The following is a 26790-nucleotide window of genomic DNA, read 5'->3' on the forward strand; positions in this document are numbered from 1 at the left end:
TGGACCGGCTCTGTCCACCACCTAAGATGTCGGTGTGCTCCGGATCCGCCGTGAACTCGTCGACGAGATCGTCGCCCATGCCCGTCGTGACCACCCCGACGAGGCCTGTGGGGTGATCGCCGGGCCCGAAGGTTCCGATTCCCCCGAGCGGTTCATCCCCATGCTCAACGCGGCCCGGTCGCCGACGTTCTACGAGTTCGACTCCGGCGACCTGCTGAAGCTCTACCGCGAGATGGCCGCGAACGACGAGGTGCCGGTGGTGATCTACCACTCGCACACCGCGACCGAGGCCTACCCGTCGCGGACCGACGCGAACATCGCGGCCGAGCCGGACGCGCACTACGTGCTCGTCTCCACCCGCGACCCCGAAGTGCACGAGTTCCGGTCGTACCGGATCGTGGACGCCGAGATCACCGAGGAGCCGGTCGAGATCGTCGACTGACCCGATCGGAATAAACCGCCGCGCCACCGGCGTCTGCGTTTAAGAACCCACCGGAGGTAAGAACCCATGGCCGTGACCGTCTCCATCCCGACGATCCTGCGCACCCACACCGGCGGCGAGAAGTCCGTCGAGGCCAAGGGCGCGACCGTCCTCGAGGTCATCGACGACGTCGAGTCCCGCCACGCGGGCATCAAGGGCCGCCTGGTGAAGGAGGAGAAGCTGCACCGCTTCATCAACGTCTACGTCAACGACGAGGACGTGCGCTTCGCCGGCGGGCTCGAGGCCGAGGTCAAGGACGGCGACACCCTGACCATCCTCCCCGCCGTGGCCGGTGGCTGATCGATGGCTCGCTTCGAGTCCCTGCTCGACGCGCTCGGCGGCACTCCGCTGGTCGGGCTGCCCCGGCTCTCCCCGACCCACGACGTGCGCCTGTGGGCGAAGCTGGAGGACCGCAACCCGACCGGCTCGATCAAGGACCGGCCCGCGCTGGCCATGATCGAAGCCGCCGAGCGCGAAGGCAAGCTCCGGCGCGGCTCCACGATCCTGGAGCCGACGTCGGGCAACACCGGTATCTCGCTGGCCATGGCCGCCAAGCTCAAGGGCTACGGGCTAGTCTGCGTGATGCCGGAGAACACCTCCACCGAGCGCAAGCAGCTGCTGCAGGCCTACGGCGCGCGGATCGTCTTCTCCCCGGCCGCGGGCGGCTCGAACGAGGCCGTCCGGCGGGCGAAGGAGCTGGCCGAGGCGAACCCCGAGTGGGTGATGCTCTACCAGTACGGCAACCCGGCCAACGCCGACGCGCACTACCGTGGCACCGGGCCCGAGCTGCTCAAGGACCTGCCGACGCTGACGCACTTCGTCGGCGGCCTCGGCACGACCGGGACGCTGGTGGGCGTCGGCCGCTACCTGCACGAGGCGAAGCCGGACGTCCAGATCATCGCGGCCGAGCCCCGCTACGGCGAGCTGGTGTACGGCCTGCGCAACCTCGACGAGGGGTTCGTGCCGGAGCTGTACGACGCTTCGGTGCTCAACGGCCGGTACTCCGTGGGGGCGTACGACGCTTTGCGACGCACCCGGGAGCTGCTGGAGCACGAAGGCATCTTCGCGGGCATCTCGACGGGCGCGGTCCTGCACGCGGCGCTGGCGGTGGCCGAGAAGGCCGCGGCCCGCGGCGAGCCCGCGGACGTCGCGTTCGTCGTGGCTGACGCGGGGTGGAAGTACCTGTCCACCGGGGCCTTCGCGGGGTCGCTCGACGAGGCGGCCGAGCGGCTCGACGGGCAGCTCTGGGCCTGAGCTACTCGAGCTTCCAGAGCTCGGGCAGGGCGAGGTCCACGCCGTCGGCCAGCCGCTCGAAGGTGGCCATGGTGGCGCCCAGGTCGTCGAACGCCTTCGGCAGGACCTTCAGCGGCTTGCTCAGGGGCCGCCAGAACGCGTCCCAGTGCACCGGCCGGACGGTCCGCGCGCCGACCGCCCCGGCGGTCTCCCGCCAGTACCGCTCCCGCCACTCGCCGGTCTGCTTCCCCGCCTGGCCGACGCCGAGGTAGACGACGTCGGCCCGATGGCCGGCCAGCGCGCCGGGCACGAAGTTCGCCGACGCGTGCACCAGCACGCTGCCCGCCGGGTGCGCGATGTGGAACGAGTAGCAGCGGCCGGTCTTGAAGGCTTTCGCCGTGGCCGGCAGCCGGACCGGCTCGGTGATCTCGCCGGGCACCCGGTCACCGGCGCTGTGCCGGGCGTCGATCGGCGTCACGGTGAAGGCGCCGAACTCCGCCGGTGTGCCGGGCACCAGCTCCTCGAAGGGTTCGGCGGCCAGGCCGTAGCCCTCCTGCACCTTCCGGGTCGACGGCGAGCCGGCCAGCGTGGCGCCGGTCAGCCGCGCGACGACCGGCGCGTCGAGTACGTGGTCGACGTGGGAGTGCGCCACCAGGACGGCGTCCAGCTTCGCGACACCGAGGCGCCGCAGGGCCTCGTCGATCCGGCCGCGGTCCGGTGCCACCCGCGTCGCCATCTTCAGCAGGGACGGCCGCGAGAAGAAGCCGTCGACCAGGACGGCCGAGGTGCCGTCGGTGACCAGGACGTTCGACACCCCGGCGAACGCCGTGCGCAATTCGGGCATGCTGTCTCCATGAAAGTCATCGGGCTGCTCGGCGGGATGAGCTGGGAATCCTCGATCGAGTACTACCGGCTCGTCAACGAGCGGGTGAAGGCGGTCCTCGGCGGGTTCCACTCGGCGCACACCGTGCTCTACTCCGTCGACTTCGCCGCCATCGAGCAGATGCAGGCCGAGGGCCGCTGGGACGACGCCGGGGCCGAGCTGAACCGGGCCGCCAAGGCCCTCGAAGCCGCCGGTGCCGACTTCGTCGTGCTCTGCACCAACACCATGCACAAGGTCGCTTCCCAGCTGGAAGCCGGCCTCGGCATCCCGCTGCTGCACCTCGGCGACGCCACCGCCGCGGCCATCAAGGCCGCCGGTGTCCGCCGCGCCGGGCTGCTCGGGACCGGGTTCACCATGGGGCAGCCCTTCTACCGCGACCGCCTCGCCGCGCACGGGCTCGACGTGCTCGTGCCGAGCGCCGAAGACCGCGACCTCGTGCACCGGATCATCTACGACGAGCTGGTGCTCGGCGTCGTGAAGCCCGAGTCCCGCGAGGCCTACCGCGGCGTGATCGCGCGGCTGGCCGAGGCGGGCGCCGAGGGTGTCATCTACGGCTGCACCGAGATCGAACTGCTCGTCGGCCCGGAGGACTGCCCGGTGCCGACGTTCCCCACGACGCGCCTGCACGCCGAGGCGGCGGTGGACTACGCGCTCGGCCGGACCCCGCTCCCGGTCCCGCCGGCCTGACGTCACACGCTGACCACCGCCTCGCCACCCGTGTGGGCTTCGTGCTGCGCGACGACCTGCCGCCACAGCCGCTCGCGCTCCTGCTCGGTGAACAGCGCCCGCGGGATGCCGAACACGTCCTCCGCCGCCGTCCACCAGTCCGCCGGTGACTCGACCAGCTCCTTGACGCCGTGGACGTTCAAGGTCAGCGCCCGCAGCGTGTCGACGCCGGCCGCGTCCCGCCGCTGGAGCACGCAGACCCGCACGAACCCGGACTCCGGCGCCGTCGACAGCCACGCGTGCTTCCCGGCGAAGTCGGCCATCTCCGCGGGGCCGGGCGCGAAGTCGAAGCCCGTGAAGCTGCCCGAAGGGTCGTGGTCGAAGCGCCAGCCGCCCGGCGCCACCTCCGACGGCCGGAGCCGGTAGGTGTGCGGGCCCTGGACGTAGGTGCCTTCCCGTAAGGGCAGCGGTTCGTGGATGCCGTCACCCAGCCCGGTATCCACCAGCCAGCTCGCCGCCGGGTCCTCGGGCAGGCCGGTGACGGTGAGAGCCAGGTGGTTGCGGTCGACGTTCGGCGCGTCCGCCGGGCTGCCCTGCACCCCACCGAGGTGGCGCGTGACCTGGTAGCCGAGCTCGCGCAGCAACGCCGAGAACGCCCCGTTCAGGTGGTAGCAGTACCCGCCGCGACCCTGCAGGATCCGCCCCAGCGAGGCCGGCGGTTCGAGCGGTGTCGTGCGCCCGAGCTGGATCTCCAGTGCCTCGTACGGCACCCGCTCCAGGTGTGCCGCGTGCAGCCGCCGCAGGGCGGCCGCACTCGGCGGCTCCGCGCCGAGGCCGAGCCGCTGCAGGTATCCGGTGACGTCGAAGTTCCCCATGCCCGCCACGCTAGCCGCGACCCCCGACAAAACCGCCGGATCAGGGATTTCACCCGAGGTGGAGGGCGCCGGCCCGTCGTAGCCTCGAAAGCGTGAGCACTGTGCACCCCGCCCCGGAAACCGACGCCGCCAAGCGCGTGCTGCCGCCGAAACCGGTGGCGGCCGCGATCGTCGCGCTGTCGTTCACCCTGCTGCTGTACCTGGTCGAGCTGGTCGACGTCATCCTCCCCGGTGACCTCGACCAGGGCGGCATCCACTCGCGGTCGCTGTCCGGGCTGGACGGCGTGCTGTTCGCGCCGGTCCTGCACGCCGGCTGGTCGCACCTGTTCGCGAACACCGTCCCGGTGCTGCTGTTCTCCTTCCTCGCGATGGCCGCAGGCATCGGCCGGTTCGCGCTGGTCACGGCCGTCATCTGGGTGGTCTCCGGGCTCGGCGTGTGGCTGATCGGGCCGGCGGACGGCGTCACCGTCGGCGCGTCCGGGCTGGCCTTCGGCTGGCTCGCCTACCTGCTGGTCCGCGGCCTGTTCAACCGCGCGGCCGGGCAGATCGTGGTCGCCGTCGTCCTGCTCGGCGTGTGGAGCGGCATGCTGGCCGGGCTGCTGCCGGGCAACCCCGGCGTGTCCTGGCAGGGCCACGTCTTCGGCGCGCTGGCCGGCGTCCTCGCGGCCTGGCTGACCACCCGGCGGTCCCGCAAGGCGGTCCCGGCGGCGCCGGGTAACCTCGAAGTGTGACGTCTCCGCCCGCTGATGCCCCGATCGGCGTGTTCGATTCCGGCGTCGGCGGGCTGACGGTCGCGAGGGCGATCCTCGAGCAGCTGCCCGCCGAGCAGCTCCGCTACGTCGGCGACACGGCGCACAACCCGTACGGCCCGCTCCCGATCGCCACCGCCCGCCGGTACGCCCTCGCGGCGCTCGACGAGCTGGTGGAGAGCGGCGTGAAGGCACTGGTGATCGCCTGCAACACGGCGTCCGCGGCCTGCCTGCGCGACGCCCGGGAGCGCTACGACGTCCCGGTGATCGAGGTCGTCCTGCCGGCCGCGCGCCGCGCCGTCGTGGCGACGCACACCCGCCGCGTCGGCGTGATCGGCACCGAGGGCACCGTGCGGTCGCGGGCCTACGAAGACGCCTTCGCCGCGGCGCCGGACATCACGCTCACCAGCGTCGCCTGCCCGCGGTTCGTCGACTTCGTCGAGCGCGGCATCACGACCGGGCGCCAGGTGCTCGGGCTGGCGCAGGGCTACCTCCAGCCGCTGCTCGACGCCCAGGTCGACACCCTCGTGCTCGGCTGCACGCACTACCCGCTGCTGCAGGGCGTGCTGCAGATCGTGATGGGCCAGGAAGTCACCCTGGTGAGCAGCGCCGAGGAGACCGCCAAGGACCTCGTCCGGGTGCTCACCGAGCGGGACCTGCTGACCACGCGGGACACGCCACCGCGGCACGAGTTCGTCGCCACCGGCTCGGCGGAACCGTTCACCCGGCTCGCCCAGCGGTTCATGGGGTTCGCGCCGGGTGTCCTCGCTCCCACCACCGCGTGATCGCGGCGGTGGACGCTTAGGGTGTCGTCGTGCGACTGACCATCCTCGGGTGCTCCGGCAGCATCCCCGGGCCGAACGCCGCCGCGTCCGGTTACCTGATCGAGGCCGAGGGCTTCCTGCTCGGCCTCGAACTCGGCAACGGCACGCTCGCGCAGCTGCAGGCCGTGGCCGACCCGTTCGACCTGGACGCGCTCGTGCTCACGCACCTGCACCCCGACCACTGCGCCGACGTCAGCGCGCTCACCGTCCTGCGGCGCTACCACCCGGCGCCGCCGTACCCGGCGCGCCCGCGGCTGCTGCCGCTGTACGCCCCGCCGGACGCCCCGACGCGCTTGGCGAACGCGTACGCGCCCAACGAGACCGAGCGGGCCGTCACCGACCTCACCGACGTCTACGCCTTCCACCCGCTGCGGCCCGAGCCGTTCCGGATCGGGCCGTTCGAGGTCGTCGCGGTCGAGGTCGACCACCCGACCCCGGCGTACGGCCTGCGCATCTCCTACGGTGGCCGGATCCTGGCGTTCACCGGCGACACCGGGCCGTGCTCGGCGCTGAACGAGCTGGCCGACGGCGTCGACCTGCTGCTCGCCGAGGCGTCCTGGACGGACTCGGCCGAACGCCCAGTCGGCGTGCACCTGTCCGGCAAGCAGGCGGGCGAGCTGGCGCGCGACGCCGGTGTCGGGCGGCTGCTGCTGACGCACATCGCGCCGTGGACCGACGCCGGTGCGGTGCTGGCCGAGGCCTCGGCGGGGTTCCCCGGCGCCGAGGTCGTCAAGCAGGGTGCCGTCTACGACGTCTGAGCGGGCGGTCATAGAGTGCACCTGTGGCTCGTAAAGATGGCAGGAACGACGACCAGCTCCGCGACATCAAGATCACCCGGGGGTTTCAGCAGTGGCCGGCCGGGTCGGTGCTGATCGAATTCGGCAACACGCGGGTGCTGTGCGCGGCCAGCGTCACCGAAGGGGTGCCGCGCTGGCGGGCCGGCTCCGGCCTCGGCTGGGTGACGGCCGAGTACGCGATGCTGCCGTCCGCGACCAACACGCGCGGCGACCGCGAGTCGGTGAAGGGCCGGATCGGCGGCCGCACGCACGAGATCTCCCGGCTGATCGGCCGGTCCCTGCGTGCCTGCATCGACCTGGCGGCGCTGGGCGAGAACACGATCGTCATCGACTGCGACGTCATCCAGGCCGACGGCGGCACCCGCACGGCCGCGGTGACCGGTGGTTACGTGGCCCTGGCGGACGCGATCACCTGGCTGAGCGCGGCGAACCGGCTGAACGACCCGCAGCCGCTGTCCTCCTCGGTGGCGGCGGTGAGCGTCGGCGTGGTCGACGGCCGTGTCCGGCTCGACCTGCCGTACGAAGAGGACTCGCGCGCCGAGGTCGACATGAACGTGGTGGCCACGGACGCGGGCACCCTGATCGAGGTCCAGGGCACCGGCGAGGGCGCGACCTTCGCGCGGTCCACTTTGGACACCATGCTGGACATGGCGCTGGCGGGCTGCGAGGAACTGACCCGCCTGCAGAACGAGGCCCTGGCGCTGCCGTACCCGGGCGAGCTGCCGGAGCCGCGTCCGGACAAGAAGAAAGGCTCGAAGTGACGAAGCTGCTGCTGGCGACGCGCAACGCGAAGAAGCTCGGCGAGCTGCGGCGGATCGTTGCGGCAGAAGGCCTTTCCGGCCTCGAGGTGATCGGTCTCGCCGACGTGCCTGCGTTCCCCGAGGCGCCCGAGACGGCGCCGGACTTCGAGGGCAACGCCGTGGCGAAGGCCCGCGACGCGGTGGCGGCGACGGGGTTGCCGTCCATTGCGGACGACTCGGGGATCGCGGTCGATGCGTTGAACGGGATGCCGGGCGTGCTGTCGGCTCGGTGGTCCGGCCGTCATGGGGACGACGACGCGAACCTCGACTTGGTGCTGGGGCAGCTTTCCGACGTGCCGGACGAGCGGCGCGGGGCACAGTTCGTGTGCGTGGCGGCGTTGGTGCTGCCGTCCGGGGAGGAGACGCTGGTGCGAGGCGAGTGGCGCGGGACCCTCGTGCGGGAGCGGCGTGGGGTGAACGGGTTCGGGTACGACCCGATCTTCCGGCCGGATGGGGAGAGCCGGACGTCGGCGGAGATGGAGCCGGCGGAGAAGGACGCCGTTTCGCACCGGGGGCTGGCTTTGCGGGCGCTGCTGCCGGCCCTGCGAGACTTGGCTTGACGGCTGGTCGTGAGTGGTAATTAGGGTTAGAACCCTAATTACCACTCACGACCAGCCGGCCACGGCAGACGGTGACTTTGTCAGGAAGCCAGGCCGAGGTCCCGGATCAGCTTCGCCACGTGGCCGGCCGCGCGGACGTTGTAGAAGGCGTGGGCGATCTTGCCGTCGGCGTCGACGACGAACGTCGAGCGGATCACGCCCATGTACGTCTTGCCGTAGTTCTTCTTCTCGCCGTACGCGGCCCACGCTTCGATGACGCCCTTGTCGGGGTCGCCGAGCAGCGGGAACGTGAGGCCTTCCTTTTCGACGAACTTGGCGAGCTTCGCCTGCTTGTCCGGCGAGATGCCGACGACCTGGTAGCCGGCGTCGTTCAGCTCGGCGAGGTTGTCGCGGAAGTCGCAGGCCTGCTTGGTGCAGCCCGGCGTGCTCGCCGCCGGGTAGAAGTACACGACGACGGACCGGCCGCGGAAGTCGCGCAGCGACACTTCCTTGCCCTCGCTGTCGGGCAGGGTGAAGTCCGGGGCTTCGTCACCGGGGGAAAGGCGCTCGGTCATGCCCCGAGCCTAACGTCACGCGGGGCCGCAGTAGGTGACCGCGACACCTTCCGTTGTGCTCGGCCGGATCTGCAACCGCAACTGCGTCTGCTCGCGCGGTACCGCGAAAGCCAGCGTGATGTGCACCGAACGTCCCGGGAGCACGTCCTTGCCCGCGTCGGTGATTCCGGTGAAGCCCTGGGTGGTGTCCACGACCTGCTTGACCGCGGTGCCGCCCGTGGTGGCGGTGACGTTGAGCCCCGAGAGCTTGTACGTCGTCGGGCCGTTGTTGACCAGTTGGACGTCGAAAGCCGCGCCGCGCGGGCTTTGGGGGTACGCCGACGTGCTGGGGCGGAACGACTGCGGGGAGCCAACCGAGATGGTGAGGCCGCTGGCGAACCGGTGGTCGGCGCCGAACCGGAGGTCGTTGGCGGCCGGTGCGGCCGAGGCGCCGGCGCCCGCGGGGGAGCCGGCCGCGCCGAGGGCCGCGGTGCCGTCGTGAGTCGAAGGGACCCCGCAGGCCACCGCCAGGCCGAGCAGTCCTGCGGTGAACATGATCTTGCGGGTGCGCGCGAGCGCCATTGCGGGTACTCCAGTCGGCGGGTCGGGTGCCGTCGGCAACGGGGGATTGCCGGGAACCCGCTCCACTCTGGCCGTGATCGCGCGCGGTTACGAGGCGCCACCGGGGGTTGTCGCGCACCTGGTGCCACCCCGTGGCCAATCCGTGACCGGAACGGCACGGCTGGTGACAATCTCTGGCCACATGCCACTTAAACCGCGAGCGCGAACAACAGGATGAAGATCGCGACGCCGGCCACCCACGCCGCCATCAGCCAGCCGAAATCCCGGACCGGATCGACCGCGCGGCTCTCCTCGCCGGGGACGTAGACGCCGCGTTCCTCGAACCAGTCCGCCCAGCGGGCGATCCAGCGCAACGGGTTGCGCGACGCCATACTTCACCTCCGGGGGCCGGTTTTCCCGTCACAGTACGCGTTCGGTCACGCACGCCGGAAGGTGCGGGCGGCCGTCCACTCCCGACACGCCACGGTCGGGTGAATCTCGGTGCCGGTCGTGTAGAAACTCAGGCGAGACCGTGACGGCGCAGGATCGCCACGGCACGGACTGTCGCGTAACCACGCCACTCCAGCGCCGCGGCGGGCGAGAAGCTCGCGAAATCCACCCGCCAGCCGCCGTCCTCCTGTTGCGCGGCCGCGAGCCGCCGCAGTTCGGCGTCGACGACGTCGCCGGCGAACAACGCGCGCGCCGGGCGGTCCGGCAGCGGGGCGAAGTCCAGGGCGCGGAGGGTCTCGCCGTCCGACCCACCGTCCACCGGGGCCAGTCCGTCGGCCGGGACGAACGCGGCGAGGTGGTCCAGGAGCGCGGGCGCCTCCTCGTGGAGTTCGTGCGCCGCGTCGGCGAACTGCACCGCGAAGGACAACGCGATCGCGTGCGGCGGCTCGGAAAGCTCACGGATGGCGCGGAAGCAGTACCGCGTCGCCGCGGCCAGCCACGGGTGCGCGCGCACGGCCCGGTCGTGCCGGGCAACGCGCAGGGCCACGCCGGCGGTGAACGCGGTGCTCTGCAGGGTGGCCGCCGCCGGATCGGCCTGGACCCAGAAGGGCGCGCACCCGGCCGGGTCCGCCACGGGCAGCGCGAACGGCAGCCCACCGTCCGGACGGGACGCCGTGGCCAGCCAGTCGCAGAGCTTCACCGCGTGCGGTGTCGTCCGCGGGGCGATCTCCTCGAACACCTCGAAGGCGTGCAGAGCGCCGCCGGGCTGGCTTTCCGGTGCCCGCAGGTCCGGCTCGAGGCCCCAGCCGTAGCCGCCGTCGGGATTGCGGTAGCCGTCGACGGCGGCCAGCACCGCGTCGGTGCCGGTGGCGCCGTCGAGCAGTGCGAAGCGGCGACGATCCAGGAGGCGGGCGTGCGTCGCCATGAAGGACGCCGCCGCGGGAAGGTTCACGGACATGCCACCAGCGTCGCACCCGGCGCGGCCGGCCGTCTTGAACGGATCGGACCTCACGGCAGCTGGGGCCCGGCGGAGGCGGCCTCACGCAGCCGCGCCGCGTCCTGCCCGGGCGGGGCGCCGAACAGGCGGCGGTACTCGCGGTTGAACTGCGACGGGCTGTCGTAGCCGACGAGGTGCCCGATCCGCGCGACGTCACCCGCGTCGGCCAGCAGCAGCGAGCGGGCTTCCTGCAGCCGGATGCGCTTCTGGAACTGCAGCGGGCTCATCGCCGTGACCGCGCGGAAGTGGCGGTGGAACGCCGACGCGCTCAGCCCGCTCAGCCGCGCGAGTTCCTCGACCCGCATCGGCTCGGCGTAGTTGTCCCTGATCCAGTGGATCGCGCGGCCGACGTGGGCGGCGCCGCTGTCGGCCAGGCCGATCCGGCGGACCAGGCCGCCGTGCGGGCCGGTCAGCAGCCGCCAGAGGATCTCCCGCTCGATCAGGGGCACGAGCACGGGCGCGTCGGCCGGGTGGTCGAGCAGCCGGAGCAGGCGCAGCGCCGCGTCGAGCAGCTCCGGGCCGGCGTCGCCGATGGCGATGGGGGACGCCGGCGGTGTGCGGGGCGGCGCCTCGAGCAGCAGCGGGGCGATCGCCGCCGGGCGCAGGGCGAGGCCGAGGCCCAGCGCCGGCGTCCGCGGGGTGGCGCCGACGAAGTGGCCGGTCACCGGCAGGTCGGTGCCGACCAGCAGGTACTGCCCGGCGCGGTACTCGTGCACCTGCTCGCCGAGCAGCAGGCGCTTGCCGCCCTGGGCCATGACGACCAGCAGCGGCTCGGCGAGCGAGTGGTGCGGCTCGCTCGTTTCCACTTTGGACAGCAGCAGGCCGGCCACCGGCGTGCGCAGGTCGGTTTGCGCGTGCCGGGTGACGAGGTCGCGAAGTTCTTCGAGCACGCGTCCAGGGAACCGCGACGGAGAGGATTGTGCAAGAGGTCGCGGCGATCGGTCTACCGATGAGCAGGTCATTTGCGGTTTCCTGAGTGCAGTCGATTCGCTACGCAAGGAGAGTTTCGTGTCACTCGATCACTACGTCACCCTCGGCCGCTCCGGTCTCCGCGTCAGCCCGTTCGCGCTCGGCGCGATGACCTTCGGGGAAGACCCCGGTGGCGCCGGCTGCGGCGTCGAGGAGTCCAAGAAGATCCTCGCGACCTACCTCGAGCGCGGCGGCAACTTCGTCGACACGGCGAACTTCTACACGAACGGGCATTCGGAGAAGATCCTCGGCGACTTCTTCGCCGCCCACCCGGGCCGGCGCGCGCGGGTCGTGCTCGCGTCGAAGTTCTTCGGCAACATGTTCCCCGGCGACCCCAACGGCGGCGGCGCCGGCCGGGCGTCGATCATCGCCCAGCTCGACGAGACGCTCCGGCGGCTGCGGACGGACTACCTCGACCTGTACTGGCTGCACAACTGGGACCGCGGCACGCCGATCGAGGAGACCATGCGGACCCTCGACGACCTGGTGCGCGCGGGCAAGATCCGGTACGTCGGGTTCTCCAACACCCCGGCGTGGGTCACCGCGCAGGCGCAGACGACGGCGTCGCTGCGCGGCTGGACACCGTTGATCGCGCTGCAGGTCGAGTACTCGCTGCTGGCGCGGACGGTCGAGGGCGAGCTGGCGCCGCTCGCGCTGGACCAGGGCCTGGCGCTGGTGCCGTGGAGCCCGCTGAAGAACGGGTTCCTGTCCGGCAAGTACCGGCGCGGCGCTTCGACGCCGGATTCCGCCCGCGCGGCCTTCGTCGGCGGTCCGTCCGAACCGGAGTTCGCGGTCATCGACGCGGTGGCGGCGGTGGCCGGCGAGGTGGGGTCGACGTCCGCGGCGGTGGCCCTGGCGTGGTTGCGGGCGCGGCGCGGAACGGTCGTCCCGATCATCGGCGCGCGACGGCTGGAGCACTTGACCGGCAACCTCGCCGGGCTCGAGGTGACGCTGACGCCGGCGCAACTGGCCCGGCTGGACGAGATTTCGGTGCCGGCGCTGGACTATCCGGCCCCGATGCACGGTGCCCAGCGGGCGATGCTGCAGTTCGCGGGCGCGACGGTCGACGGCGAACCGTCCACTGTGTACCCGGCGTTGCTGGGGAGCGACGTCCGCTACTGATCGGGGGCGTGGCCGAGTTCGCCGACGCTTTCCCTAGCTCGCCTCCACCGTGATGTGCGGCGCCAGCGCCCGCAGGAAGTCGGCCGCGTCGAACATCTCGCCGGCCGTCGCGACGCCCTTCACCTTCGTCCGGCCGGTCAGGATCCGGTCCACCGCCTCGACGGCCAGCGGCGCGCTGACGGCGTAGATGTCCTCGCCGCGGGCGACGATCCGGCGTTCGTCGTCCCCGGCCCGCACCACGACGTCCACCACGAACGTCTCGGCCGCGTCGCGCTCGCCGGCCGCCGCGAGGCCCTGCGCCGCGTCGACGGTCATGTAGCTGGTGACGTCACAGACCTGCAGGTGCCGCGGGATGGTGACGATGTCGGCCATCGAGAACTCGCCGAAGACGGGCCGGGCGCCGAACGGCTCGGGGAACGCCCACTCGCGCGTCGGCAGGGCGTCGTCGCGGTACTCCAGCCGGCCGCCCGCGTAGCGGATGCGCTTGCCGGCACGGCGTTCCCGGGACACCCGGCCCGCGGCGAGGGTCCCGGGCGTCGGGCGCCAGCCGCTGAGCCCGTAGGCGACGTGCACCTCGTCGGCCGCCGTCCAGTCACCCATCGCCGCGGTGGCCAGCAGGTCGGCCAGGCCGCCGAAGAACGCCATCGCCGGCACCACCGCGGTGTCGGCGGTCAGGGCGAGGGTGTCGATGTTCGCCTCGATCTCGGCGGCGACGTCGACGTACGGGACGCCGGCGCGGATGGCCGCCTCGATGAGCGGGAAAGCCGTCTCGGCGAACGGGCCGGCGCAGTTGATCACCGCGTCGACGCCGTCGAATGCGCGGTCGAGGGCCGCCGGGTCGTCGGCCGACGCCGGGCGCCCGCCCGGCAGCTTCGCCGCGTTCCGTCCGGAGAGGACCACGTCGTAGCCGCGTTCCTGCAGCTCAGCCACCACGAAGCGGCCAGTGTGCCCGTATGCGCCGTAAACCAGTACCGAAGTCATGGGGTAATCCTGACGCCGGCCGAGCGCCGTCACCAGTGTCCGGAACGACGCGATGCGTACACTTTCGGACATGCACGCAGTCGCTCTCGCCGCCACCGACGGGATGTTGTCGTTCGAGCTGACGATCGCCACCGAGGTGTTCGGCGACGACCCCCGGTACGCGTTCGCGGTCTGCGGCTCGGCCCCGGTCCGGGTGGGCCGGTTCCTGCTGGAGCCGGACCACGATCTCGACCACCTGGCGCGCGCGGACACGGTGATCGTCCCGGGCTGGGCCGATGTCGACGCGCCCCCACCGCCCGACCTGGTCGGCGCGATCCGCGCGGCCCACGCCCGCGGCGCCCGGCTGGCATCGCTGTGCACGGGCGCGTTCGTGCTGGCGGCCGCCGGCCTGCTGGACGGCTTGCGCGCGACCACGCACTGGGCCCACACCGATGTCCTCGCCGCCCGCTACCCGGGCGTGACGGTGGATCCCGGCGTGCTCTACGTCGACAACGGCCAGATCCTCACCTCGGCGGGCAAAGCGGCGGCGATGGACCTGTGCCTCCACCTGGTCCGCGCCGACCACGGCCCGGCGGCGGCCAACGCGATCGCCCGCCTCCTGGTGGTGCCCCCGCACCGGGCGGGCGGCCAGGCCCAGTTCGTCCCGACACCGGTCCCGAGCCGCGACGACCACCCGCTGGCCGCGCTGCTCCCGTGGATCACGGCCCGCCTCGACCGGCCGCTGACGGTCGAGGACCTGGCTCGCGAGGCGAACATGAGCAGCCGGCACCTCGGCCGCCACTTCCGTTCGGCGACGGGCACGACACCGTTGCAGTGGTTGCTGAACCAGCGCATCCGCCGGGCGCAGGAACTGCTGGAGAACACGGCCGCGAGCATCGACGCGGTCGCGGAGGCGGTCGGCATGGGGACGGCGACGACGTTGCGGCGGCACTTCAACCGGACGGTCGGGGTGCCGCCGGACACCTACCGCCGCACGTTCCGCAGTTGAGGGTCGTCGGCAAGCTGGACCACGGCGGGGGTCCGGGGGCGGAGCCCGCCGGGCGGGGTCTGGGGGTTGCACCCCCGGAAGACACGACGAGGGATATCGGCGAGCGCTCTCCGCGAGCAGACCTCGCCCAATCCCGAGTGGGCCCGGAGAGACTCGAACTCTCACTGGCACGGACCTAAACCGTGTGCCTCTGCCAATTGGGCTACGGGCCCCCGGCACTCGGCAGCCTAGCGTGCGGCGTGGCCGGTGCGGACGCGGCGGGGCGGTCGACTAAGTTGGGTCTCGGAAGTCCCATGCGGCGAGGAGGACATGTGGCCCGCGATCCCGAGACGATCGAGCGTGAGATCGAGCAGGCTAGGACCGCCCTGGCGGCGACGCTCGACCAGCTGACCGTCAAGGCCGACCCGAAGAAGCTCGCCGACGCGGCCAAGGACGGCGTGCGTGCCAAGCTGGACAACCCGAAGGTCAAGTTCCCGTTGATCGGCGCGGGCGTCCTGGTGCTGGTCCTGCTGGTGCGCAAGCTCCTCAAGTAGCTCAGGCCTGTTTCGCCGGCGCCTTGCTCTCGGCAGCGGGCGCCGGCGCCGCCGGGCTCTTGCGGTCCTCGACCGCCTTCGAGAGCTGCTTGCTCGGCGGCAGCTGCGGCTTCTTGTCCGCGGCGGCCGGGGTCTGCTGCTTCGGCACGCTGCCGGGCGGCGGGACCTCGAGCGGCGGCAGCTTCGGGAGCGTCAGCCGGGCCGTCATGTACGCGCTGGTGAAGTCCAGCGCACTGCCGTTGAGCAGGTGGACCACCGTCGTCCTGACGTCGCCGGCGAGCTCCTCGACCAGCTGATCCGCCCGGTCGCGCGCGGCGATGATGCCGGGCTCGCGGGCGGTCAGTTCCTTGCCGCGGCCGCTGACCGTGATCGCCCAGTCGGCGTCTTCCTGGACGTACGTTGCCGTGATCATTTCCAGCATCTGCCTCACACCCCTCTCCCTCACCAGCATCCTTACACAACCGTGACGCAGTCACCGCGCTTTCGTGACGCGGCTCCCGTGCCCCTCCTTCGGCCGTGAAGCTCCAGCACACTTTCTACCGTGTCGTCTGAACAGTAGAGCAACTCTGTGTTACAGGACACGATTGCTCTGAGTAGTCACCAGGTGGCCTAATGCACGCGCAAGTTAACGTGCACGTTCTCGCAGGCCGCTCCACAGCACGTCCATGGCATATCCGGTGGCCATTTCGGGGCTCACTTCGTCGTGCCGCTCGCACCAGATCGCGAGCCGTTCGCAGGCCCCGACCACGAATTCCGCGGCCGCTTCGGCCCGCAGGTCGTCCCCGTTGTCGAAGTGGCCGCTCATCAGCGCGGCGATGAGGTCGGTCTGCTGGCGGCGGGTCTCCTCGACCTCGTCGGCGGCCGGCGTGCCGATCAGCGCCATCTCGTGCCGCAGCAGGGACCACGCCTGGCGCCGTTCCCGGATGAAGACGAAGAAGGCCAGCAGGCCGCGGCGCAGCGCGTCCTCGGCGTCGGTCGCGCCGATCGTCGCCTGCTCGGTGACCTCCCGCAGTACCGCCCGCGACTCCCGGATGCAGGCCAGCAGCAGGCCTTCCTTCGAGTTGAAGTACTCGTAGAGCATCGGCTTCGATACGCCCACCAGTTCGGCGATCTCGTCCATCGACGCCGCCGCGTAGCCGCGTGCCGAAAAGACCCGCTCGGCGACCTCGATCATCTGCCGCATCCGGTCGGCTCGTGGCATGCGCTTGCGCTTCGCGGTGGTCACGGGTAACACTCTACCGCTGGTAACCTACTCTCAGTAAGTTGGACGACGAGTAACAGGAACCCGGAGGGCGTCATGGGCAACCGCACGGAGACCGGGGTCGTCATCGTCGGGACCGGGTTCTCCGGTCTCGGCATGGCGATCCAGCTGCGCAAGGAGGGCCGGGAGGACTTCGTCATCCTCGAAAAGGCGCACGACGTCGGCGGCACCTGGCGGGACAACAGCTACCCGGGCTGCGCCTGCGACATCCCGTCCCACATGTACTCGTTCTCCTTCGCGCAGAACCCGGGCTGGTCACGGGCCTACTCGCCGCAACCGGAGATCTGGCGCTACCTGCGCGAGGTCGCCGACAAGCACGACCTGCGCCGGTTCATCCGGTTCGGCCAGGAGCTGACCGGCGCCCGCTGGGACGCCGAGGAGAACCGGTGGCACGTCGCCACGAGGGGCGGCGACGAATTCACCGCGGCCGCGCTGGTCGCCGGGGTCGGCGCGCTCCACCTGCCGATGATCCCCGAACTGCCGGGGATCGAGCGGTTCGAGGGCCCGGCCTACCACTCCGCGCGGTGGCGGCACGACGTCGACCTCGCGGGCAAGAAGGTCGCCGTCATCGGCACCGGCGCCAGCGCGGTCCAGTTCGTGCCGAAGATCGCGCCCGAGGTGGCGGAGCTGACGCTGTTCCAGCGGACGCCGCCGTGGATCATGCCGAAGGCCGACCACGAGATGTCCGGCCGCACGCGCGCGCTGTTCAAGGCGTTCCCGCCGGCCCAGCGCGCCTACCGCACCCTGCTCTACTGGCTGCTCGAAGCGCGGGCGATCGGCTTCAACGGCCAGTCGTGGGTGATGAAGCTCGGGCAGCGGATCGCCCGGCGCCACATCGACCGCGCGATCAAGGACCCGCAGCTGCGGCGCAAGGTCACCCCGGACTACACGATGGGCTGCAAGCGCGTGCTTGTCTCCAACGACTACTACCCGGCACTGGCGCGCGACAACGTCGACGTCGTGACCGAGGGCGTGCGGGAGGTGCGCGAGCGCAGCGTCGTCGACGCCGCGGGCGTCGAGCACGAGGCCGACGTCATCGTCTACGGCACCGGCTTCCACGTCACCGACGCCTTCGACGACCTGGAGATCGTCGGCCGTGACGGGCGCAACCTCGGCAAGGAGTGGGCGACCGAGGGGATGCGGACGCACCTCGGCATCACCGTCGCCGGGTTCCCGAACCTGTTCTTCCTGCTCGGCCCGAACACCGGCCTCGGGCACAACTCCGTCGTGTTCATGATCGAGGCCCAGATCTCCTACGTCGCCGAAGCGCTGCGGCTGGCCCGCGGCCGGGCGATCGAGCCGAAGCCCGAGGTGCAGGAGCGGTTCAACGCGCAGATCCAGCGCAAGCTCGCGAAGGGCATCTGGACCCGCGGCGGCTGCAAGAGCTGGTACCTGGACGCGAAGGGCGTCAACCGGACGATCTGGCCCGGCTTCACCTGGCGGTACTGGCTGGACACGCGGAAGGTGCGGCGCGAGGACTTCCAGGTCGGCTGAGGCCTCGTGAGTGGTAATTCGGGTTAGAACCCGAATTACCACTCACGAGCGGCGGGATCAGCGGGAGGTGTAGCGGCGGAGGCGGGCGATCAGGTCGACGGTCGGCAGCCGGCACAGCTCGGCCATGCGCTCGAGCGCGGGCAGGTCGAGGGCGATCTCGCCGCCACCCTGCTCGCCAGTCTGCCGCAGGCGGTCCTCGGCCCAGCGGCGCAGCGGCAGCAGGTCGGCCGGGGCATCGGCGACGACCTTGCGCAGGTCGACGCGGACCCGCCCGGGCTCGTCGAGGAACACCCGGCGGTGCACCTTGGCCAGCAGGTCCTGGGGCAATTCGTCCATCGCGACGCACAGCTCGACCAGGCGCACGACGGAGCACTGTCTGGTGCCCAGCTCGTAGGTGGCCAGCGTCTGCAGCGAGATCTCGCTCTGCAAGTGCTGGTTCAGCTCCTTGCGCGTCCACCCTCGGCTGCGCCGGAGCTTGCGGAGCTCGTCTCCGAGGATCCGCTGGTACTCCACAGCGTCGATCAGCACATCAATGTCCCCTGCCGTGCGCTCCCACGGCACCGCACGGGCGTGATAATTCCCGTGCAGGTGCACCCTCACGTGTATGTAAGTGCGCTGGGGCCCGTCCCTTACGCGATTTCGGGCATGTCTTTGATACCGATTGCGCGAGTTAGGCCGAACGGGTTAACGCCGGCTCGCTGACCGGCTCAGTTCACGCAGGGAACGCCCTCGGCGGTGATCGGCTTCTGCTCGTCGGCGGCGGCCGGCGGAGGCGCCGCGGCCTGCGACGTCGCGCCCGCGGCGCCGGAGCCCGAACCCGCGTCGGAGGTCGTGCCCTGGTAGTCGGCGCCGAGGAACACCGTCACGTGGCCCGCCGCCACGCTCTTGTCCTCTTGGACCGTCGGCGAGCCGCCCAGCGCGTCCGCGACGGCCTGGCCCTTGTCCTTGCCGCCCTTCGGCACCCAGATCACCGTGGTCTTGCGCGCGGTCGCGTTGGCCGTCTCGCCGGAGGTGAAGCCCTTGCCGTCGAGGGTCTTGGCGACGCTCGCCGCGAGACCGGTGCGGCCGGAGGCGTTGCGGACGTCGACCGTGGTCGCCTTGTTGGCGGGGTCGGCCTCCTGGGCGGGCGGGGCCGACTCGCCCGGCTGCGGCCCGGCGAGCCCCTGCACGAACTGCTTCACCTCGGCGGGGTCGACCTGGATGGCCGAGCCGTCTTCGGGGGTCTTGTAATCGACGTTCTTCACCGGGATGGTGCGGAACTCGAGCTGGCCGCCGGTCAGGCCCTTCATCTGCTGGGCGAACCCGAAGATGTCCCAGTTCTGGTTGAGCACGACCGATTTCTTGATCGCCTCGATCAGGTCGTTGAGCTTGGCCGGGTTGGTCAGCGTGCCGGCCGAGAGCACCTTGCGCGCCATGCCGGCCATGAACACCTGCTGGCGCACGACGCGGTCGAGGTCGCCGTTGGGCAGGCCGTGGCGCTGCCGGACGAATTCGAGGGCCTCGACGCCGGAGATCGTGTGCTGGCCCTTGGTGAAGTTCGCGCCGGAGTACTGGTCCTTGACGGTGTTGTTCAGGCAGACGTCGACGCCGCCGATGGCCTTGGTGATCTCGCTGAAGCCGAGCAGGTTGACCGCAGCGTAGTTGTCGATGGTCGACCCGGTGAGCTTCTCGATGGTCTCGATGAGCTCCTTCGCCCCGGCCTGGTTGGCCTTGACGTCGAGCTCCTTCGGGTCGGTCACGCCCTGCTTCTGCAGGTCCTTGCGGGCGGCCAGCATCGCTCGCGCGTACGCCGAGTTGATCTTGTGCTTGCCGTAGCCGGGGATGTCGACGTAGGAGTCGCGCGGCAGGGACATCGCGACGGCCTTGCTGCCGTCGTTCGGGATGTGCACGAAGATCAGCGAGTCGGTGTTGAGCTCGCCGTCGGCGTCGCCGGCGCGCAGCTCGTCGAGCACCTCGCGCGGCAGCGGGTTGCCCTGGGCGTCGGTGCGGCTGTCGAGGCCGACCAGCAGGATGTCGCGGGCGCCGTCGGCGGGCTTCTCGCCACCGCCGCCGTCGCTGAGCACGTTCGTGTAGTTGAGCCCGTTGACCAGGCCCTGCATGGCCGCCCAGGCGTACCCGGTCAGGCCCATCACCAGCAGCGAGACGACGGTCAGCGCGATCTTCGCGCCGCGGAAGGAGTTGCGGCGGGCGCGCGGGGCCGGGCGGGGCTGCGGACGCCGGGACGGCGGCGGAGCCGCGCGGCGGTCGTCCGCCGGCTCGCGGCGGGGTGCGGGCCGGCGAGGCGGCGGGGTGCCGCGCCGTGCGTCGTCCCGGCCTGGCTCGTCCGGCCAGGGGCGGGCGGGGCGGCGGCCGCCTTGCCCGTTCCGAGGCGGGTGATCCACGCGGGCGACTCCTCACTCCATCGATCGGGTGGTGCTACGGGATGGGACGCATGGTGCCTGCCCCGGGTTGCTGCAGCGTTACACATCCCCCCACGGATGTGTCATGCACCACCCAGTTTCCCGTACGTTCGACGGTTTCGCCTGGTCAGGACGTCACGTTCGCCGGAGACCGGGCCGGGAGGAGGGTTCCCGCGGCGGCCAGCAGGGCAAATCCGGCCGTGACGGCGTGGAGCGTGACGCCGAGGAAGCCGGGCGTGCTGCCGTCGGCGGCGAACAGCAGCGACGGCGCGCAGGCGAGTGCGGTGGCCAGCCACGTCCCGGTCGCCGCGCCGGCCCCGATCCGGATCGTGTGCAGCAGGAAGACCCCGAGCAGCAGGTGCACCAGGCTCTGGATCGGGTCGAGCCGCAGGCCGAGCAGGTCGGCGTCGGCGGCGACCCCGCCGAAGCGGGTCAGCGCGAAGCCGAACACACCCAGCGTCGCGTAGCCGATCCCGAGCCCGGCCGCGGCCCGGGTGAGCACCGCCGTCCGGCGGCCGGGGTGGTCGGCCGCGCGCGGCTGCCGGACGCCGTGGCCGTGCCGTTCGAACCACCAGAAGACCACGGTCGCGGGCACGGCCAGCAACCCGACCGCGACCAGCGTGCGCGGGCGGATCAGCCAGCTGAGCCCGTCGGCGATCCGGCCGGGCAGGTACACGACCGCGACCAGCAGCAGCATCGCGGCGAGGAACGCCAGGTAGAGGCTCATCGGCGCGCGCAGGACGAACCGGCAGGCGCGGGCGAGACCCGGCCGGTCGCCGAGCCTGCCGAGCGGGCGGGCCAGCAGCCCGAGCACGCCCAGCTGGACCAGGCCGAGCAGCAGGACGCCCCACGGCGGGGCCGAGAACGCGCCGGGGGCGCCCGGGCTGCCGAGCAGGACGGGTGGCCCGTCCCGCAGGACGCTCATCCCGGCGAGGCCCGCGACCCCGGCCGCAGCGGTCGCGGCGAGCAGCCGTCGTGCCGGGCGGACACCGTCGGCGTGCGCGAAGGCGAGCTGCTGGGCGAGCAGGGCGATGGCGAACGTCGCCGCGTAGCGGGGCAACGGCGAACCGGACCAGCTCGCGGCCAGCTCACCGCCGGCGACCAGGGCGAGCAGGCCGGCGGCCGCGCTCACCGGCGCCCGGCGGTGCAGGGCCAGCAATGGCGGCGCGCAGACGATGGTCAGCAGGTAGACGCCGAGCAGCCAGAGCGGGTGCAGCGCGATCCGCATCACCGTCGCGGTGGTCCCCGCCGGGCTGCCGAGCAGTTCGAGCGCGAGCGGCGTCAGCAGGGCGACGACGGCGAAGATCAACGCCGGTCGCAGCAACGGGCTCGCGCGTTCGGCCAGGTAGTGGCGGTACCCGCCGCCCGCCGCCTGCTCGGCGCGCCAGCCGGCCGCGTTGGCGTGGCCGCCGGCGAAGTAGATCAGCGGGGCGAGCTGGGCCAGCCAGGTCAGCGGCCAGAGCGCCGGCTCGGGAGCTCCGGCCCAGTGCGCGAGCGCCGTCACCGATTCGCCGAGCAGCAGCAGGACGACCCCGCCGGCCCCGAGCAGCGCCCACCGGCTGACCGCCGCGGGATCGGCGAGGGGCACGGGCACCCGCGGCTCGCGGCGGGCCCGCAGCCACCCGCGCAGCCGGAAGACCAGCAGGCAGCCGATCACCAGCACGCCCGCCACCATCGGGCCGATCGGGTCGCCGACCGGCGGGCCCCAGCGCTGGTGCCACGAATTGACCACCAGCCCCGCCGAGTAGAGAGAGGCGACGGCCCGGCAGCTGAGGGCCGAGTTCATCGGGTTGAGGTCGCAGGCGTGGTGCATGTCGTAGGACAGCCGGTCGTCCAGGGCCTCCCGGGCCTCCGGGCCGAGCGGGTGGCCCTTGCGGTCGGCGTACCGCAGCAGGTCGTAGCCGAGGTCGTGGGCCTTGCACGGCACGGCGTAGTCCCACTTCGTGTTGTCGTCGCCCCACGGCGTCGAGCAGCCGCCGTCGACGTGCACGGCGCGGACGGTGCCGTCGCGGGCCGGCATCGCGCCCGGGGTGACGCCGCTGAGCGCGGTGAAGTCCGCCGGCAGCCGGGCGAGCGCGTCGGGGTGCGGGCCGGGGTGGACCAGCGCCTCGACGGCGTTCTGCGCGGCCAGCACGTCACCGGTGGGCGGCCCCTGGTTCGGCGGGGACGGCGGCCGCGAAGCGATCAGGCCGAACGCGAAGACGACCAGCAGGACCAGCAGCAGCCAGCCCGACGTCGACCAGGGTCGGCGGGTGCGGGTCGGATCGGTCGGTGCCGGCATGGGGTCAAGGGTGCCAGCCCCGGCGCGGGGCCGACATGGGGATAACCACAGGATTGCCTTGCGGTTTCCCGCAGGCTGCCCGGACGGCTGCCCGTTCCTCCCTTCCGCGCCGGGAAGGTCCTGGTGAGACTGGGGACGGGGACGCGGCGAACAGGAGGCAGCAGTGCGCTCGACCGAGCTCCCCGTGCCCGTCGAGGACACCGTCCACGCGCTGCGCCGGCTCGCTCCCGGCGCCCGCCTGCACCGACCTCGCACGCCGGAGTTGCGGGTGGTCGCCGGGGCGTTGCGGAACTGTGCGCCGGCGGAGCTGGCCCGGACCCGTCCTGAGCCGGTCGTCCAGGTGGTGCTGGCCGCCCAGCTGCGCGCGCTGGACCGCGCGATGACGGGGTTCTTCGACACCGGTGTTCCGGAGGCCGCCCGGCTGGTCAGGGCCGCGCGGTTCGGCAGAGTCCGGCCGGGGCGGCCGCTGCTCGATCGGCTGGCCACCGAGCCGGGCCTGCGGACGGCGGCGCTGGCCTGGGCGGACGCGCTCGGGCACCGCATCCTGGCGGGAGAGTTGCGCGGGGTGACCGAGGCGCCGGCGGAAGAGGACGGCCGGCTGGCGGCGGAGCTCGCGGTGGCGGCGCTGCTGCCGCGAGCCGAGGCCGGGACGGGTGGGCGGGAGGTCCTGCTGCGCCGGCCGGACGAGGGTTCCGCTCAGGGTGCGCCGCCGGGGGCCGGGGAGGGCGGTCGGTCCGGCTCGCCGCGGGAACCGGGTGGTGCGCCCGCCGGCCCGGGTGGCAGCGCCTTCCTGCACGTCCGCTCGGTGCGCGTCACCGACGACGGCTTCCGGGTCGACGTGGCCGCCGACCCGCCCGTCGAGCTCCTCCGCGACGGCGACGGCCTCACCCTCCGTGCCCTCTGGTGGACCGGCCTGGGCCGGGTCGCCGACGACCTCGGGTACGAGTACCTCCTGCTCGCCAAGGACCCGGCCGGGACCGGGACCGTGCGGCATTGGTGCCATCCCTGTCCGGCGCCCGGCGCGCGCGTGCTGCGGCTGGAGTCCGCCGGCTACCGGGGCGAGCGGCTGCGGCTGGATCCCGCGTCGGCCGGGACGTCCGCCGAAGTGCTGGTCAAGCTCGAACTCACCGTTCGGCTGGGGGCCTGACGCCGTCCGGCGCGAAGCAGACCTGGTCGCGGCCGTTCTCCTTCGCCACGTAGACGGCGGCGTCGGCGGACTGGAGCAGGCGCTCGAGCGTGTCGCCGTGACGCGGGTGGCGGGCCACGCCGATCGACGTCGTCCGATCGGCGATGGTCGCCGGATCGCCGCGCTTGTCCGTGGTCACCGTGTGCAGCTTGGCGATTGCCGTCCGGATGCGTTCGGCGGCGTCCCAGGTTGCTTCTTCGTCTATGTCCGGCAACAGAATGAGGAATTCCTCACCGCCGAAACGGCCGACCAAGTCGGTCGGTCTCGTCACTTCGACGAGGGTTTGCGCAACGGCGCGGAGCACGTCGTCACCCGCCGGATGTCCATAGGTGTCGTTAATCCACTTGAAGTGGTCTAGATCGACCATCAGCAGTGCCAGTTGATCACCCGATCGAGCGGTACGTTCGAGTGCTCGCTCCGCCGACTCCGACCAGCCGCGCATGTTGAGAATGCCCGTTTTCGGGTCCGTGCGGACGTCGTTCTGGAGTTGATCGAGTTCCGCGAGGCGATTGAAGACCACGGTGGCCACCGCCATCACGACGACCATGGGCGGGACGACGGCGAGCAGGATCGCGGTCACCGCGCCGAGGCCGATGGTGACCGCTTCGAGCAGGTTGTCGGCCGGGCTGCCCAGAACGTTACGCAGGGTCGGCTCGGACGAGAGTCCCAGCGCCAGTGCGCCGCCGACGTAGAGGATCTGAATGGCTTCGTAGACGACGCCGGTGAGCACGATGGTGCCCGCCTCGTGCCAGAAGCCGCCCCACCCAGGCTGTCCGAGCAGGTGCGGCCCGAGTGCCACGTACGTCAGGTGGGCGACCGCACCCGCCAGGCCGTGGGTGATCGACGAGAAAATGAAGTTGTGGGCCGGCCTGCGAGCGATGAACCAGTGCTGCAGGCGGATGAGGAAAACGACGAGCAGGGTCAGCGGTACCGGCAGGATCAATGCGGCGGAAAAAGTCCAGACGGCAGTGAGGTCGATCAGTACTTTTTTGGTGCGGTTGCGGCGGCGTTCTTCCTGGCGTTGGGTCAGTTGAATGTGGACGGTCGCGCCGCCCGCGAGGATCCCGAAATTGATCCAGTCGCGATTTCCGGGAACCACGGAATGGACGAAGGAAATCGTCAGCACGGCGACGGCGAGGGCCTCGAGGCCGAGCATGAACGCGATCAGCACCGGCGGGCGGCGCCAGAGCGCCCAGTTGCGGGGCCGGTACGGATGGTCGCGCCCGGCCGGGCTGCCTGCCGCTTCGGCGTGCTCGGTCACCGGCGGGCGCTGGGCCGGTCCCCGCGCCCGCCGGGCGGCCGCCTCGCCGGTGGCGGCGGACGGGTCGTCGTCTGGTCCGGGATGCAATTGGTCACCTCCTTTCCAGCCTAGTCCTGTGCTTGAGTAATCTCATCGGTACCTGGCAGAGTGTTGACGCATTCCGCGGCCGGGTACCATCCTTCAGCAACAGAACCTCCGCGTTCCCGGCCGAACTGACCGGGAACGCGGCTCAATCGCTTGTTCATGCTTCGCTTGACGGAGGTGGCGACCCGATGTCGAACCGCGACGGCTGACTCGGACGCGAATTGCTCGCCGTCCCCAGCTGAATGTCATTCATGATCTTGCCCTGTACGGAGAGGTGGCGACCGATGTCGAACCGTGACGGCTGAATCCCGGTGGAAATCCGTTCATGACGACCCCGGCTCCGGTTCCGCACTCCAGACCCGGCGCCAGGACAACGCGACCGGGACGGCCACGAGCAGTCCCACCGCCCCCGCGAGTGCAATGGTGGTGTTCGCCGAACCGACCCACTGCGCGACCAGCCCGCCGACCCCCACGCCCACGCCCTGCGCGACCCGCAGCCCCGTCCGGTAGAGCCCGCCGGCGCTGCCCCGGATGTCGTTGGGCACCCACGTGATGAACGTGGCCGTCACCGTGATGACGTACGCGCCGGTCGCCCCGGCCAGCGCGAGCAGGACCAGCGCGACCGCCAGGTTCGGGTTCAGCGCGAAGGCCGCGAGCGCGGCCAGCGGCAGTGCGGCCAGCACGCCCAGCAGCTTGCGGCGGTGCTCGGTCGTGACGAACCGCGACAGCAGGAACGTCCCCACGACGAAGCCCAGCGGGTCGGCGGCCAGCAGCCAGCCGACCGCCTGGTCGCCCGCGCCCAGTTGTGCGGCGAGCGGCGCGGCGAGGCCCTCCGGGATCACCGCCAGGCCGACGAGCCAGGACAGGTAGAGCAGCACCCGCAGCCGTTCGTCGCCGAAAACCTGCCGGACGGCGCCGAACCACGGGGCGCCGCCGTTGCCGGCCGCCGGCCGCCGCAGCACCAGCAGCCGCACGGCGACGGCGGCGACCACGAACGTCAGTGCGTCGATCGCCAGCGCCCACGACGTGCCGATGTTCGTCACGAGCAGGCCGCCGGCGGCGAGGCCGGCCAGCATCGCGGTGTTGTTGGTGATCCCGCGCAGGTCCTGGCTCTGCAGGTAGACGTCGTCGGCGGCGAAGATCTCCCGGCCGAGCGCGTTCTGCGCCGCGTTGCACGGTGCGTTCGCCAGCCGGGCGAAGACGAAGAGGACGAACAGCCAGCCCATCGGCATCCCGGGCACGGCCATCAGCCCGATCAGCATGGCCTGCGCCAACGAGCCGGTCACCAGCACCGCGCGCCGCGGGAACCGGTCCGCGAGCTGGGACAACCCGAGCCCGCCGGCGAGCGCGGGCAGGAACGTCAGCGAGTAGACGACCGCCGACAGCAGCGGTGACCCGGTCCGGTCGAAGATCAGGATGGCCAGCGCGACGATGGTCAGCTGGTCACCCAGCATCGACTGCGTCTCGGCGAACCACAGCGCGCGGAACTCGCGGTTGGCCAGGACGGCCCGGAACCGGGGTGTCGCGCGCGTCGTCACCTCGTAACCACCGTCCCCCGATCGAGTGAACATGGACCGTCCGCATTGTGCCTCTCCGGTGACGACCCCATCCGGGGGAGTCACGGTCGATCACCGGGAAGCACCCACAGTATGCCGCCGGTTACGCCCCGATGTCGCCGGAACGCCCGCCAGTCACCCCCTCGTGACCGGCCCGCGGGTACGTCCGGACTGATCGATCCGGACTCGCTCGGCGCAGGGCGGCGGCCGCTCGTCGTGCGCCGATGCCGCGTTGGACCGAATGGGCCAAGACTGGAGACAGAGCC

At 71.8% G+C, this 26790-nt stretch carries 29 protein-coding genes and 1 tRNA gene; 14 read left to right on the plus strand and 16 right to left on the minus strand.

The window, feature by feature from the left end; genetic code table 11:
* Window positions 1–34: 34 nt before the first annotated feature.
* From ACLJQF_RS42905 to ACLJQF_RS42915, 3 genes are all read left to right on the plus strand, one after another.
* Complete coding sequence (locus ACLJQF_RS42905) at window positions 35–442, plus strand: Mov34/MPN/PAD-1 family protein (RefSeq protein WP_043776741.1); 408 nt, start codon at window positions 35–37, stop codon at window positions 440–442.
* A gap of 66 nt (window positions 443–508) precedes the next feature.
* Complete coding sequence (locus tag ACLJQF_RS42910) at window positions 509–781, plus strand: MoaD/ThiS family protein (protein WP_086679767.1); 273 nt, start codon at window positions 509–511, stop codon at window positions 779–781.
* A gap of 3 nt (window positions 782–784) precedes the next feature.
* Window positions 785–1735: a PLP-dependent cysteine synthase family protein gene (locus ACLJQF_RS42915; protein WP_410616058.1), complete on the plus strand. Its 951-nt coding sequence runs from the start codon at window positions 785–787 to the stop codon at window positions 1733–1735.
* Between the two features lies 1 nt (window position 1736).
* Here the strand turns inward: ACLJQF_RS42915 and ACLJQF_RS42920 are convergent, their stop codons facing one another.
* Window positions 1737–2558 (minus strand): MBL fold metallo-hydrolase, encoded by an 822-nt coding sequence (locus tag ACLJQF_RS42920; RefSeq protein ID WP_410616059.1) that lies wholly within the window; start codon window positions 2556–2558, stop codon window positions 1737–1739.
* A 9-nt stretch (window positions 2559–2567) separates the two neighbouring features.
* Between ACLJQF_RS42920 and ACLJQF_RS42925 the strand changes: the two genes are divergently transcribed.
* The gene (locus tag ACLJQF_RS42925; protein WP_410616060.1) at window positions 2568–3284 is read left to right on the plus strand and encodes an aspartate/glutamate racemase family protein; all 717 of its coding nucleotides are present in this window, start codon (window positions 2568–2570) and stop codon (window positions 3282–3284) included.
* Between the two features lie 2 nt (window positions 3285–3286).
* Here ACLJQF_RS42925 and ACLJQF_RS42930 read toward each other — a convergent pair whose 3' ends face one another.
* Window positions 3287–4138 carry an arylamine N-acetyltransferase family protein gene (locus ACLJQF_RS42930; protein WP_410616061.1) on the minus strand — a complete coding sequence of 284 codons (852 nt, stop codon included), beginning with the start codon at window positions 4136–4138 and terminating at the stop codon, window positions 3287–3289.
* Window positions 4139–4230: 92 nt separating this feature from the next.
* Between ACLJQF_RS42930 and ACLJQF_RS42935 the strand changes: the two genes are divergently transcribed.
* From ACLJQF_RS42935 to rdgB, 5 genes are read left to right on the plus strand one after another with little or no spacing between them, the layout of a single operon-like run.
* Complete coding sequence (locus tag ACLJQF_RS42935; protein ID WP_410616062.1) at window positions 4231–4869, plus strand: rhomboid family intramembrane serine protease; 639 nt, start codon at window positions 4231–4233, stop codon at window positions 4867–4869.
* Window positions 4866–5672: a glutamate racemase gene (gene murI, locus ACLJQF_RS42940; protein ID WP_410616063.1), complete on the plus strand. Its 807-nt coding sequence runs from the start codon at window positions 4866–4868 to the stop codon at window positions 5670–5672. The genes ACLJQF_RS42935 and murI overlap by 4 nt, the downstream gene beginning before the upstream one ends.
* A gap of 29 nt (window positions 5673–5701) precedes the next feature.
* Entirely contained in the window at window positions 5702–6469 is a 768-nt protein-coding gene (locus ACLJQF_RS42945) for an MBL fold metallo-hydrolase (RefSeq protein WP_410616064.1), read from the plus strand.
* Window positions 6470–6492: 23 nt separating this feature from the next.
* Window positions 6493–7269: a ribonuclease PH gene (gene rph, locus ACLJQF_RS42950; RefSeq protein ID WP_410616065.1), complete on the plus strand. Its 777-nt coding sequence runs from the start codon at window positions 6493–6495 to the stop codon at window positions 7267–7269.
* Window positions 7266–7868 carry an RdgB/HAM1 family non-canonical purine NTP pyrophosphatase gene (gene rdgB, locus ACLJQF_RS42955; protein ID WP_410616066.1) on the plus strand — a complete coding sequence of 201 codons (603 nt, stop codon included), beginning with the start codon at window positions 7266–7268 and terminating at the stop codon, window positions 7866–7868. Before rph ends, rdgB begins: the two co-directional genes overlap by 4 nt.
* A gap of 80 nt (window positions 7869–7948) precedes the next feature.
* Here rdgB and bcp read toward each other — a convergent pair whose 3' ends face one another.
* The 5 genes from bcp to ACLJQF_RS42980 form a co-directional block, all read right to left on the minus strand.
* The gene (bcp, locus tag ACLJQF_RS42960) at window positions 7949–8422 is read right to left on the minus strand and encodes a thioredoxin-dependent thiol peroxidase (protein WP_410616067.1); all 474 of its coding nucleotides are present in this window, start codon (window positions 8420–8422) and stop codon (window positions 7949–7951) included.
* 15 nt (window positions 8423–8437) lie between these two features.
* The gene (locus tag ACLJQF_RS42965) at window positions 8438–8983 is read right to left on the minus strand and encodes a hypothetical protein (RefSeq protein ID WP_410616068.1); all 546 of its coding nucleotides are present in this window, start codon (window positions 8981–8983) and stop codon (window positions 8438–8440) included.
* Window positions 8984–9171: 188 nt separating this feature from the next.
* Complete coding sequence (locus ACLJQF_RS42970) at window positions 9172–9354, minus strand: hypothetical protein (RefSeq protein ID WP_410616069.1); 183 nt, start codon at window positions 9352–9354, stop codon at window positions 9172–9174.
* A gap of 128 nt (window positions 9355–9482) precedes the next feature.
* Complete coding sequence (locus tag ACLJQF_RS42975) at window positions 9483–10370, minus strand: hypothetical protein (RefSeq protein ID WP_410616070.1); 888 nt, start codon at window positions 10368–10370, stop codon at window positions 9483–9485.
* Between the two features lie 50 nt (window positions 10371–10420).
* Complete coding sequence (locus ACLJQF_RS42980) at window positions 10421–11299, minus strand: AraC family transcriptional regulator N-terminal domain-containing protein (protein WP_410616071.1); 879 nt, start codon at window positions 11297–11299, stop codon at window positions 10421–10423.
* Between the two features lie 118 nt (window positions 11300–11417).
* Between ACLJQF_RS42980 and ACLJQF_RS42985 the strand changes: the two genes are divergently transcribed.
* A complete protein-coding gene (locus tag ACLJQF_RS42985; protein WP_410616072.1) occupies window positions 11418–12500 on the plus strand; it encodes an aldo/keto reductase in 1083 nt (360 codons plus the stop codon).
* Window positions 12501–12533: 33 nt separating this feature from the next.
* Here ACLJQF_RS42985 and ACLJQF_RS42990 read toward each other — a convergent pair whose 3' ends face one another.
* A complete protein-coding gene (locus tag ACLJQF_RS42990) occupies window positions 12534–13481 on the minus strand; it encodes a saccharopine dehydrogenase NADP-binding domain-containing protein (RefSeq protein ID WP_410616073.1) in 948 nt (315 codons plus the stop codon).
* 70 nt (window positions 13482–13551) lie between these two features.
* Between ACLJQF_RS42990 and ACLJQF_RS42995 the strand changes: the two genes are divergently transcribed.
* Window positions 13552–14469 (plus strand): helix-turn-helix domain-containing protein, encoded by a 918-nt coding sequence (locus ACLJQF_RS42995; RefSeq protein WP_410616074.1) that lies wholly within the window; start codon window positions 13552–13554, stop codon window positions 14467–14469.
* Between the two features lie 138 nt (window positions 14470–14607).
* Here ACLJQF_RS42995 and ACLJQF_RS43000 read toward each other — a convergent pair.
* A tRNA-Leu gene (locus ACLJQF_RS43000) sits at window positions 14608–14681 on the minus strand.
* 99 nt (window positions 14682–14780) lie between these two features.
* Here ACLJQF_RS43000 and ACLJQF_RS43005 point away from each other — a divergent pair.
* On the plus strand, window positions 14781–15002 hold the full coding sequence (locus ACLJQF_RS43005; protein WP_004559246.1) for a DUF3618 domain-containing protein: 222 nt from the start codon (window positions 14781–14783) through the stop codon (window positions 15000–15002).
* A 1-nt stretch (window position 15003) separates the two neighbouring features.
* Here the strand turns inward: ACLJQF_RS43005 and ACLJQF_RS43010 are convergent, their stop codons facing one another.
* Window positions 15004–15423, minus strand: a complete 420-nt coding sequence (locus ACLJQF_RS43010; protein WP_410616100.1) for a hypothetical protein — start codon at window positions 15421–15423, stop codon at window positions 15004–15006.
* Window positions 15424–15627: 204 nt separating this feature from the next.
* Window positions 15628–16185: a TetR/AcrR family transcriptional regulator gene (locus ACLJQF_RS43015; RefSeq protein WP_410616101.1), complete on the minus strand. Its 558-nt coding sequence runs from the start codon at window positions 16183–16185 to the stop codon at window positions 15628–15630.
* Between the two features lie 114 nt (window positions 16186–16299).
* On the opposite strand from ACLJQF_RS43015, the gene ACLJQF_RS43020 reads away from it, so the two are divergent.
* Window positions 16300–17757 carry a flavin-containing monooxygenase gene (locus ACLJQF_RS43020; RefSeq protein WP_410616075.1) on the plus strand — a complete coding sequence of 486 codons (1458 nt, stop codon included), beginning with the start codon at window positions 16300–16302 and terminating at the stop codon, window positions 17755–17757.
* Between the two features lie 57 nt (window positions 17758–17814).
* Here ACLJQF_RS43020 and ACLJQF_RS43025 read toward each other — a convergent pair whose 3' ends face one another.
* From ACLJQF_RS43025 to ACLJQF_RS43035, 3 genes are all read right to left on the minus strand, one after another.
* Window positions 17815–18285, minus strand: a complete 471-nt coding sequence (locus ACLJQF_RS43025) for a helix-turn-helix domain-containing protein (RefSeq protein ID WP_410616076.1) — start codon at window positions 18283–18285, stop codon at window positions 17815–17817.
* A gap of 179 nt (window positions 18286–18464) precedes the next feature.
* On the minus strand, window positions 18465–20138 hold the full coding sequence (locus ACLJQF_RS43030; RefSeq protein ID WP_410616077.1) for an LCP family protein: 1674 nt from the start codon (window positions 20136–20138) through the stop codon (window positions 18465–18467).
* Between the two features lie 145 nt (window positions 20139–20283).
* On the minus strand, window positions 20284–22437 hold the full coding sequence (locus ACLJQF_RS43035; protein ID WP_410616078.1) for a phospholipase A2: 2154 nt from the start codon (window positions 22435–22437) through the stop codon (window positions 20284–20286).
* 163 nt (window positions 22438–22600) lie between these two features.
* On the opposite strand from ACLJQF_RS43035, the gene ACLJQF_RS43040 reads away from it, so the two are divergent.
* Complete coding sequence (locus ACLJQF_RS43040) at window positions 22601–23584, plus strand: hypothetical protein (RefSeq protein ID WP_410616079.1); 984 nt, start codon at window positions 22601–22603, stop codon at window positions 23582–23584.
* Here the strand turns inward: ACLJQF_RS43040 and ACLJQF_RS43045 are convergent.
* Together ACLJQF_RS43045 and ACLJQF_RS43050 are read right to left on the minus strand one after the other, a co-directional pair.
* Window positions 23562–24971 carry a GGDEF domain-containing protein gene (locus ACLJQF_RS43045; protein WP_410616080.1) on the minus strand — a complete coding sequence of 470 codons (1410 nt, stop codon included), beginning with the start codon at window positions 24969–24971 and terminating at the stop codon, window positions 23562–23564. The genes ACLJQF_RS43040 and ACLJQF_RS43045 overlap by 23 nt on opposite strands.
* Before the next feature lie 320 nt (window positions 24972–25291).
* A complete protein-coding gene (locus tag ACLJQF_RS43050; protein ID WP_410616081.1) occupies window positions 25292–26539 on the minus strand; it encodes an MFS transporter in 1248 nt (415 codons plus the stop codon).
* Window positions 26540–26790: the final 251 nt, after the last annotated feature.

Origin of the sequence: Amycolatopsis sp. lyj-109 (assembly GCF_046548995.1) — a bacterium.
Lineage (GTDB): Bacteria > Actinomycetota > Actinomycetes > Mycobacteriales > Pseudonocardiaceae > Amycolatopsis.

Coding starts and splice junctions, on each gene's coding strand:
- ACLJQF_RS42965 (WP_410616068.1), bottom strand. CDS start 8,983: ATGGCGCTCGCGCGCACCCGCAAGATCATGTTCACCGCAGGACTGCTC.
- ACLJQF_RS43010 (WP_410616100.1), bottom strand. CDS start 15,423: ATGCTGGAAATGATCACGGCAACGTACGTCCAGGAAGACGCCGACTGG.
- ACLJQF_RS43050 (WP_410616081.1), bottom strand. CDS start 26,539: ATGTTCACTCGATCGGGGGACGGTGGTTACGAGGTGACGACGCGCGCG.
- ACLJQF_RS42975 (WP_410616070.1), bottom strand. CDS start 10,370: ATGTCCGTGAACCTTCCCGCGGCGGCGTCCTTCATGGCGACGCACGCC.
- ACLJQF_RS42995 (WP_410616074.1), top strand. CDS start 13,552: ATGCACGCAGTCGCTCTCGCCGCCACCGACGGGATGTTGTCGTTCGAG.
- ACLJQF_RS42915 (WP_410616058.1), top strand. CDS start 785: ATGGCTCGCTTCGAGTCCCTGCTCGACGCGCTCGGCGGCACTCCGCTG.
- ACLJQF_RS42910 (WP_086679767.1), top strand. CDS start 509: ATGGCCGTGACCGTCTCCATCCCGACGATCCTGCGCACCCACACCGGC.
- bcp (WP_410616067.1), bottom strand. CDS start 8,422: ATGACCGAGCGCCTTTCCCCCGGTGACGAAGCCCCGGACTTCACCCTG.
- ACLJQF_RS43015 (WP_410616101.1), bottom strand. CDS start 16,185: ATGCGGCAGATGATCGAGGTCGCCGAGCGGGTCTTTTCGGCACGCGGC.
- ACLJQF_RS42920 (WP_410616059.1), bottom strand. CDS start 2,558: ATGCCCGAATTGCGCACGGCGTTCGCCGGGGTGTCGAACGTCCTGGTC.
- ACLJQF_RS42990 (WP_410616073.1), bottom strand. CDS start 13,481: ATGACTTCGGTACTGGTTTACGGCGCATACGGGCACACTGGCCGCTTC.
- ACLJQF_RS42930 (WP_410616061.1), bottom strand. CDS start 4,138: ATGGGGAACTTCGACGTCACCGGATACCTGCAGCGGCTCGGCCTCGGC.
- ACLJQF_RS43020 (WP_410616075.1), top strand. CDS start 16,300: ATGGGCAACCGCACGGAGACCGGGGTCGTCATCGTCGGGACCGGGTTC.
- ACLJQF_RS43035 (WP_410616078.1), bottom strand. CDS start 22,437: ATGCCGGCACCGACCGATCCGACCCGCACCCGCCGACCCTGGTCGACG.
- ACLJQF_RS42925 (WP_410616060.1), top strand. CDS start 2,568: ATGAAAGTCATCGGGCTGCTCGGCGGGATGAGCTGGGAATCCTCGATC.
- ACLJQF_RS42970 (WP_410616069.1), bottom strand. CDS start 9,354: ATGGCGTCGCGCAACCCGTTGCGCTGGATCGCCCGCTGGGCGGACTGG.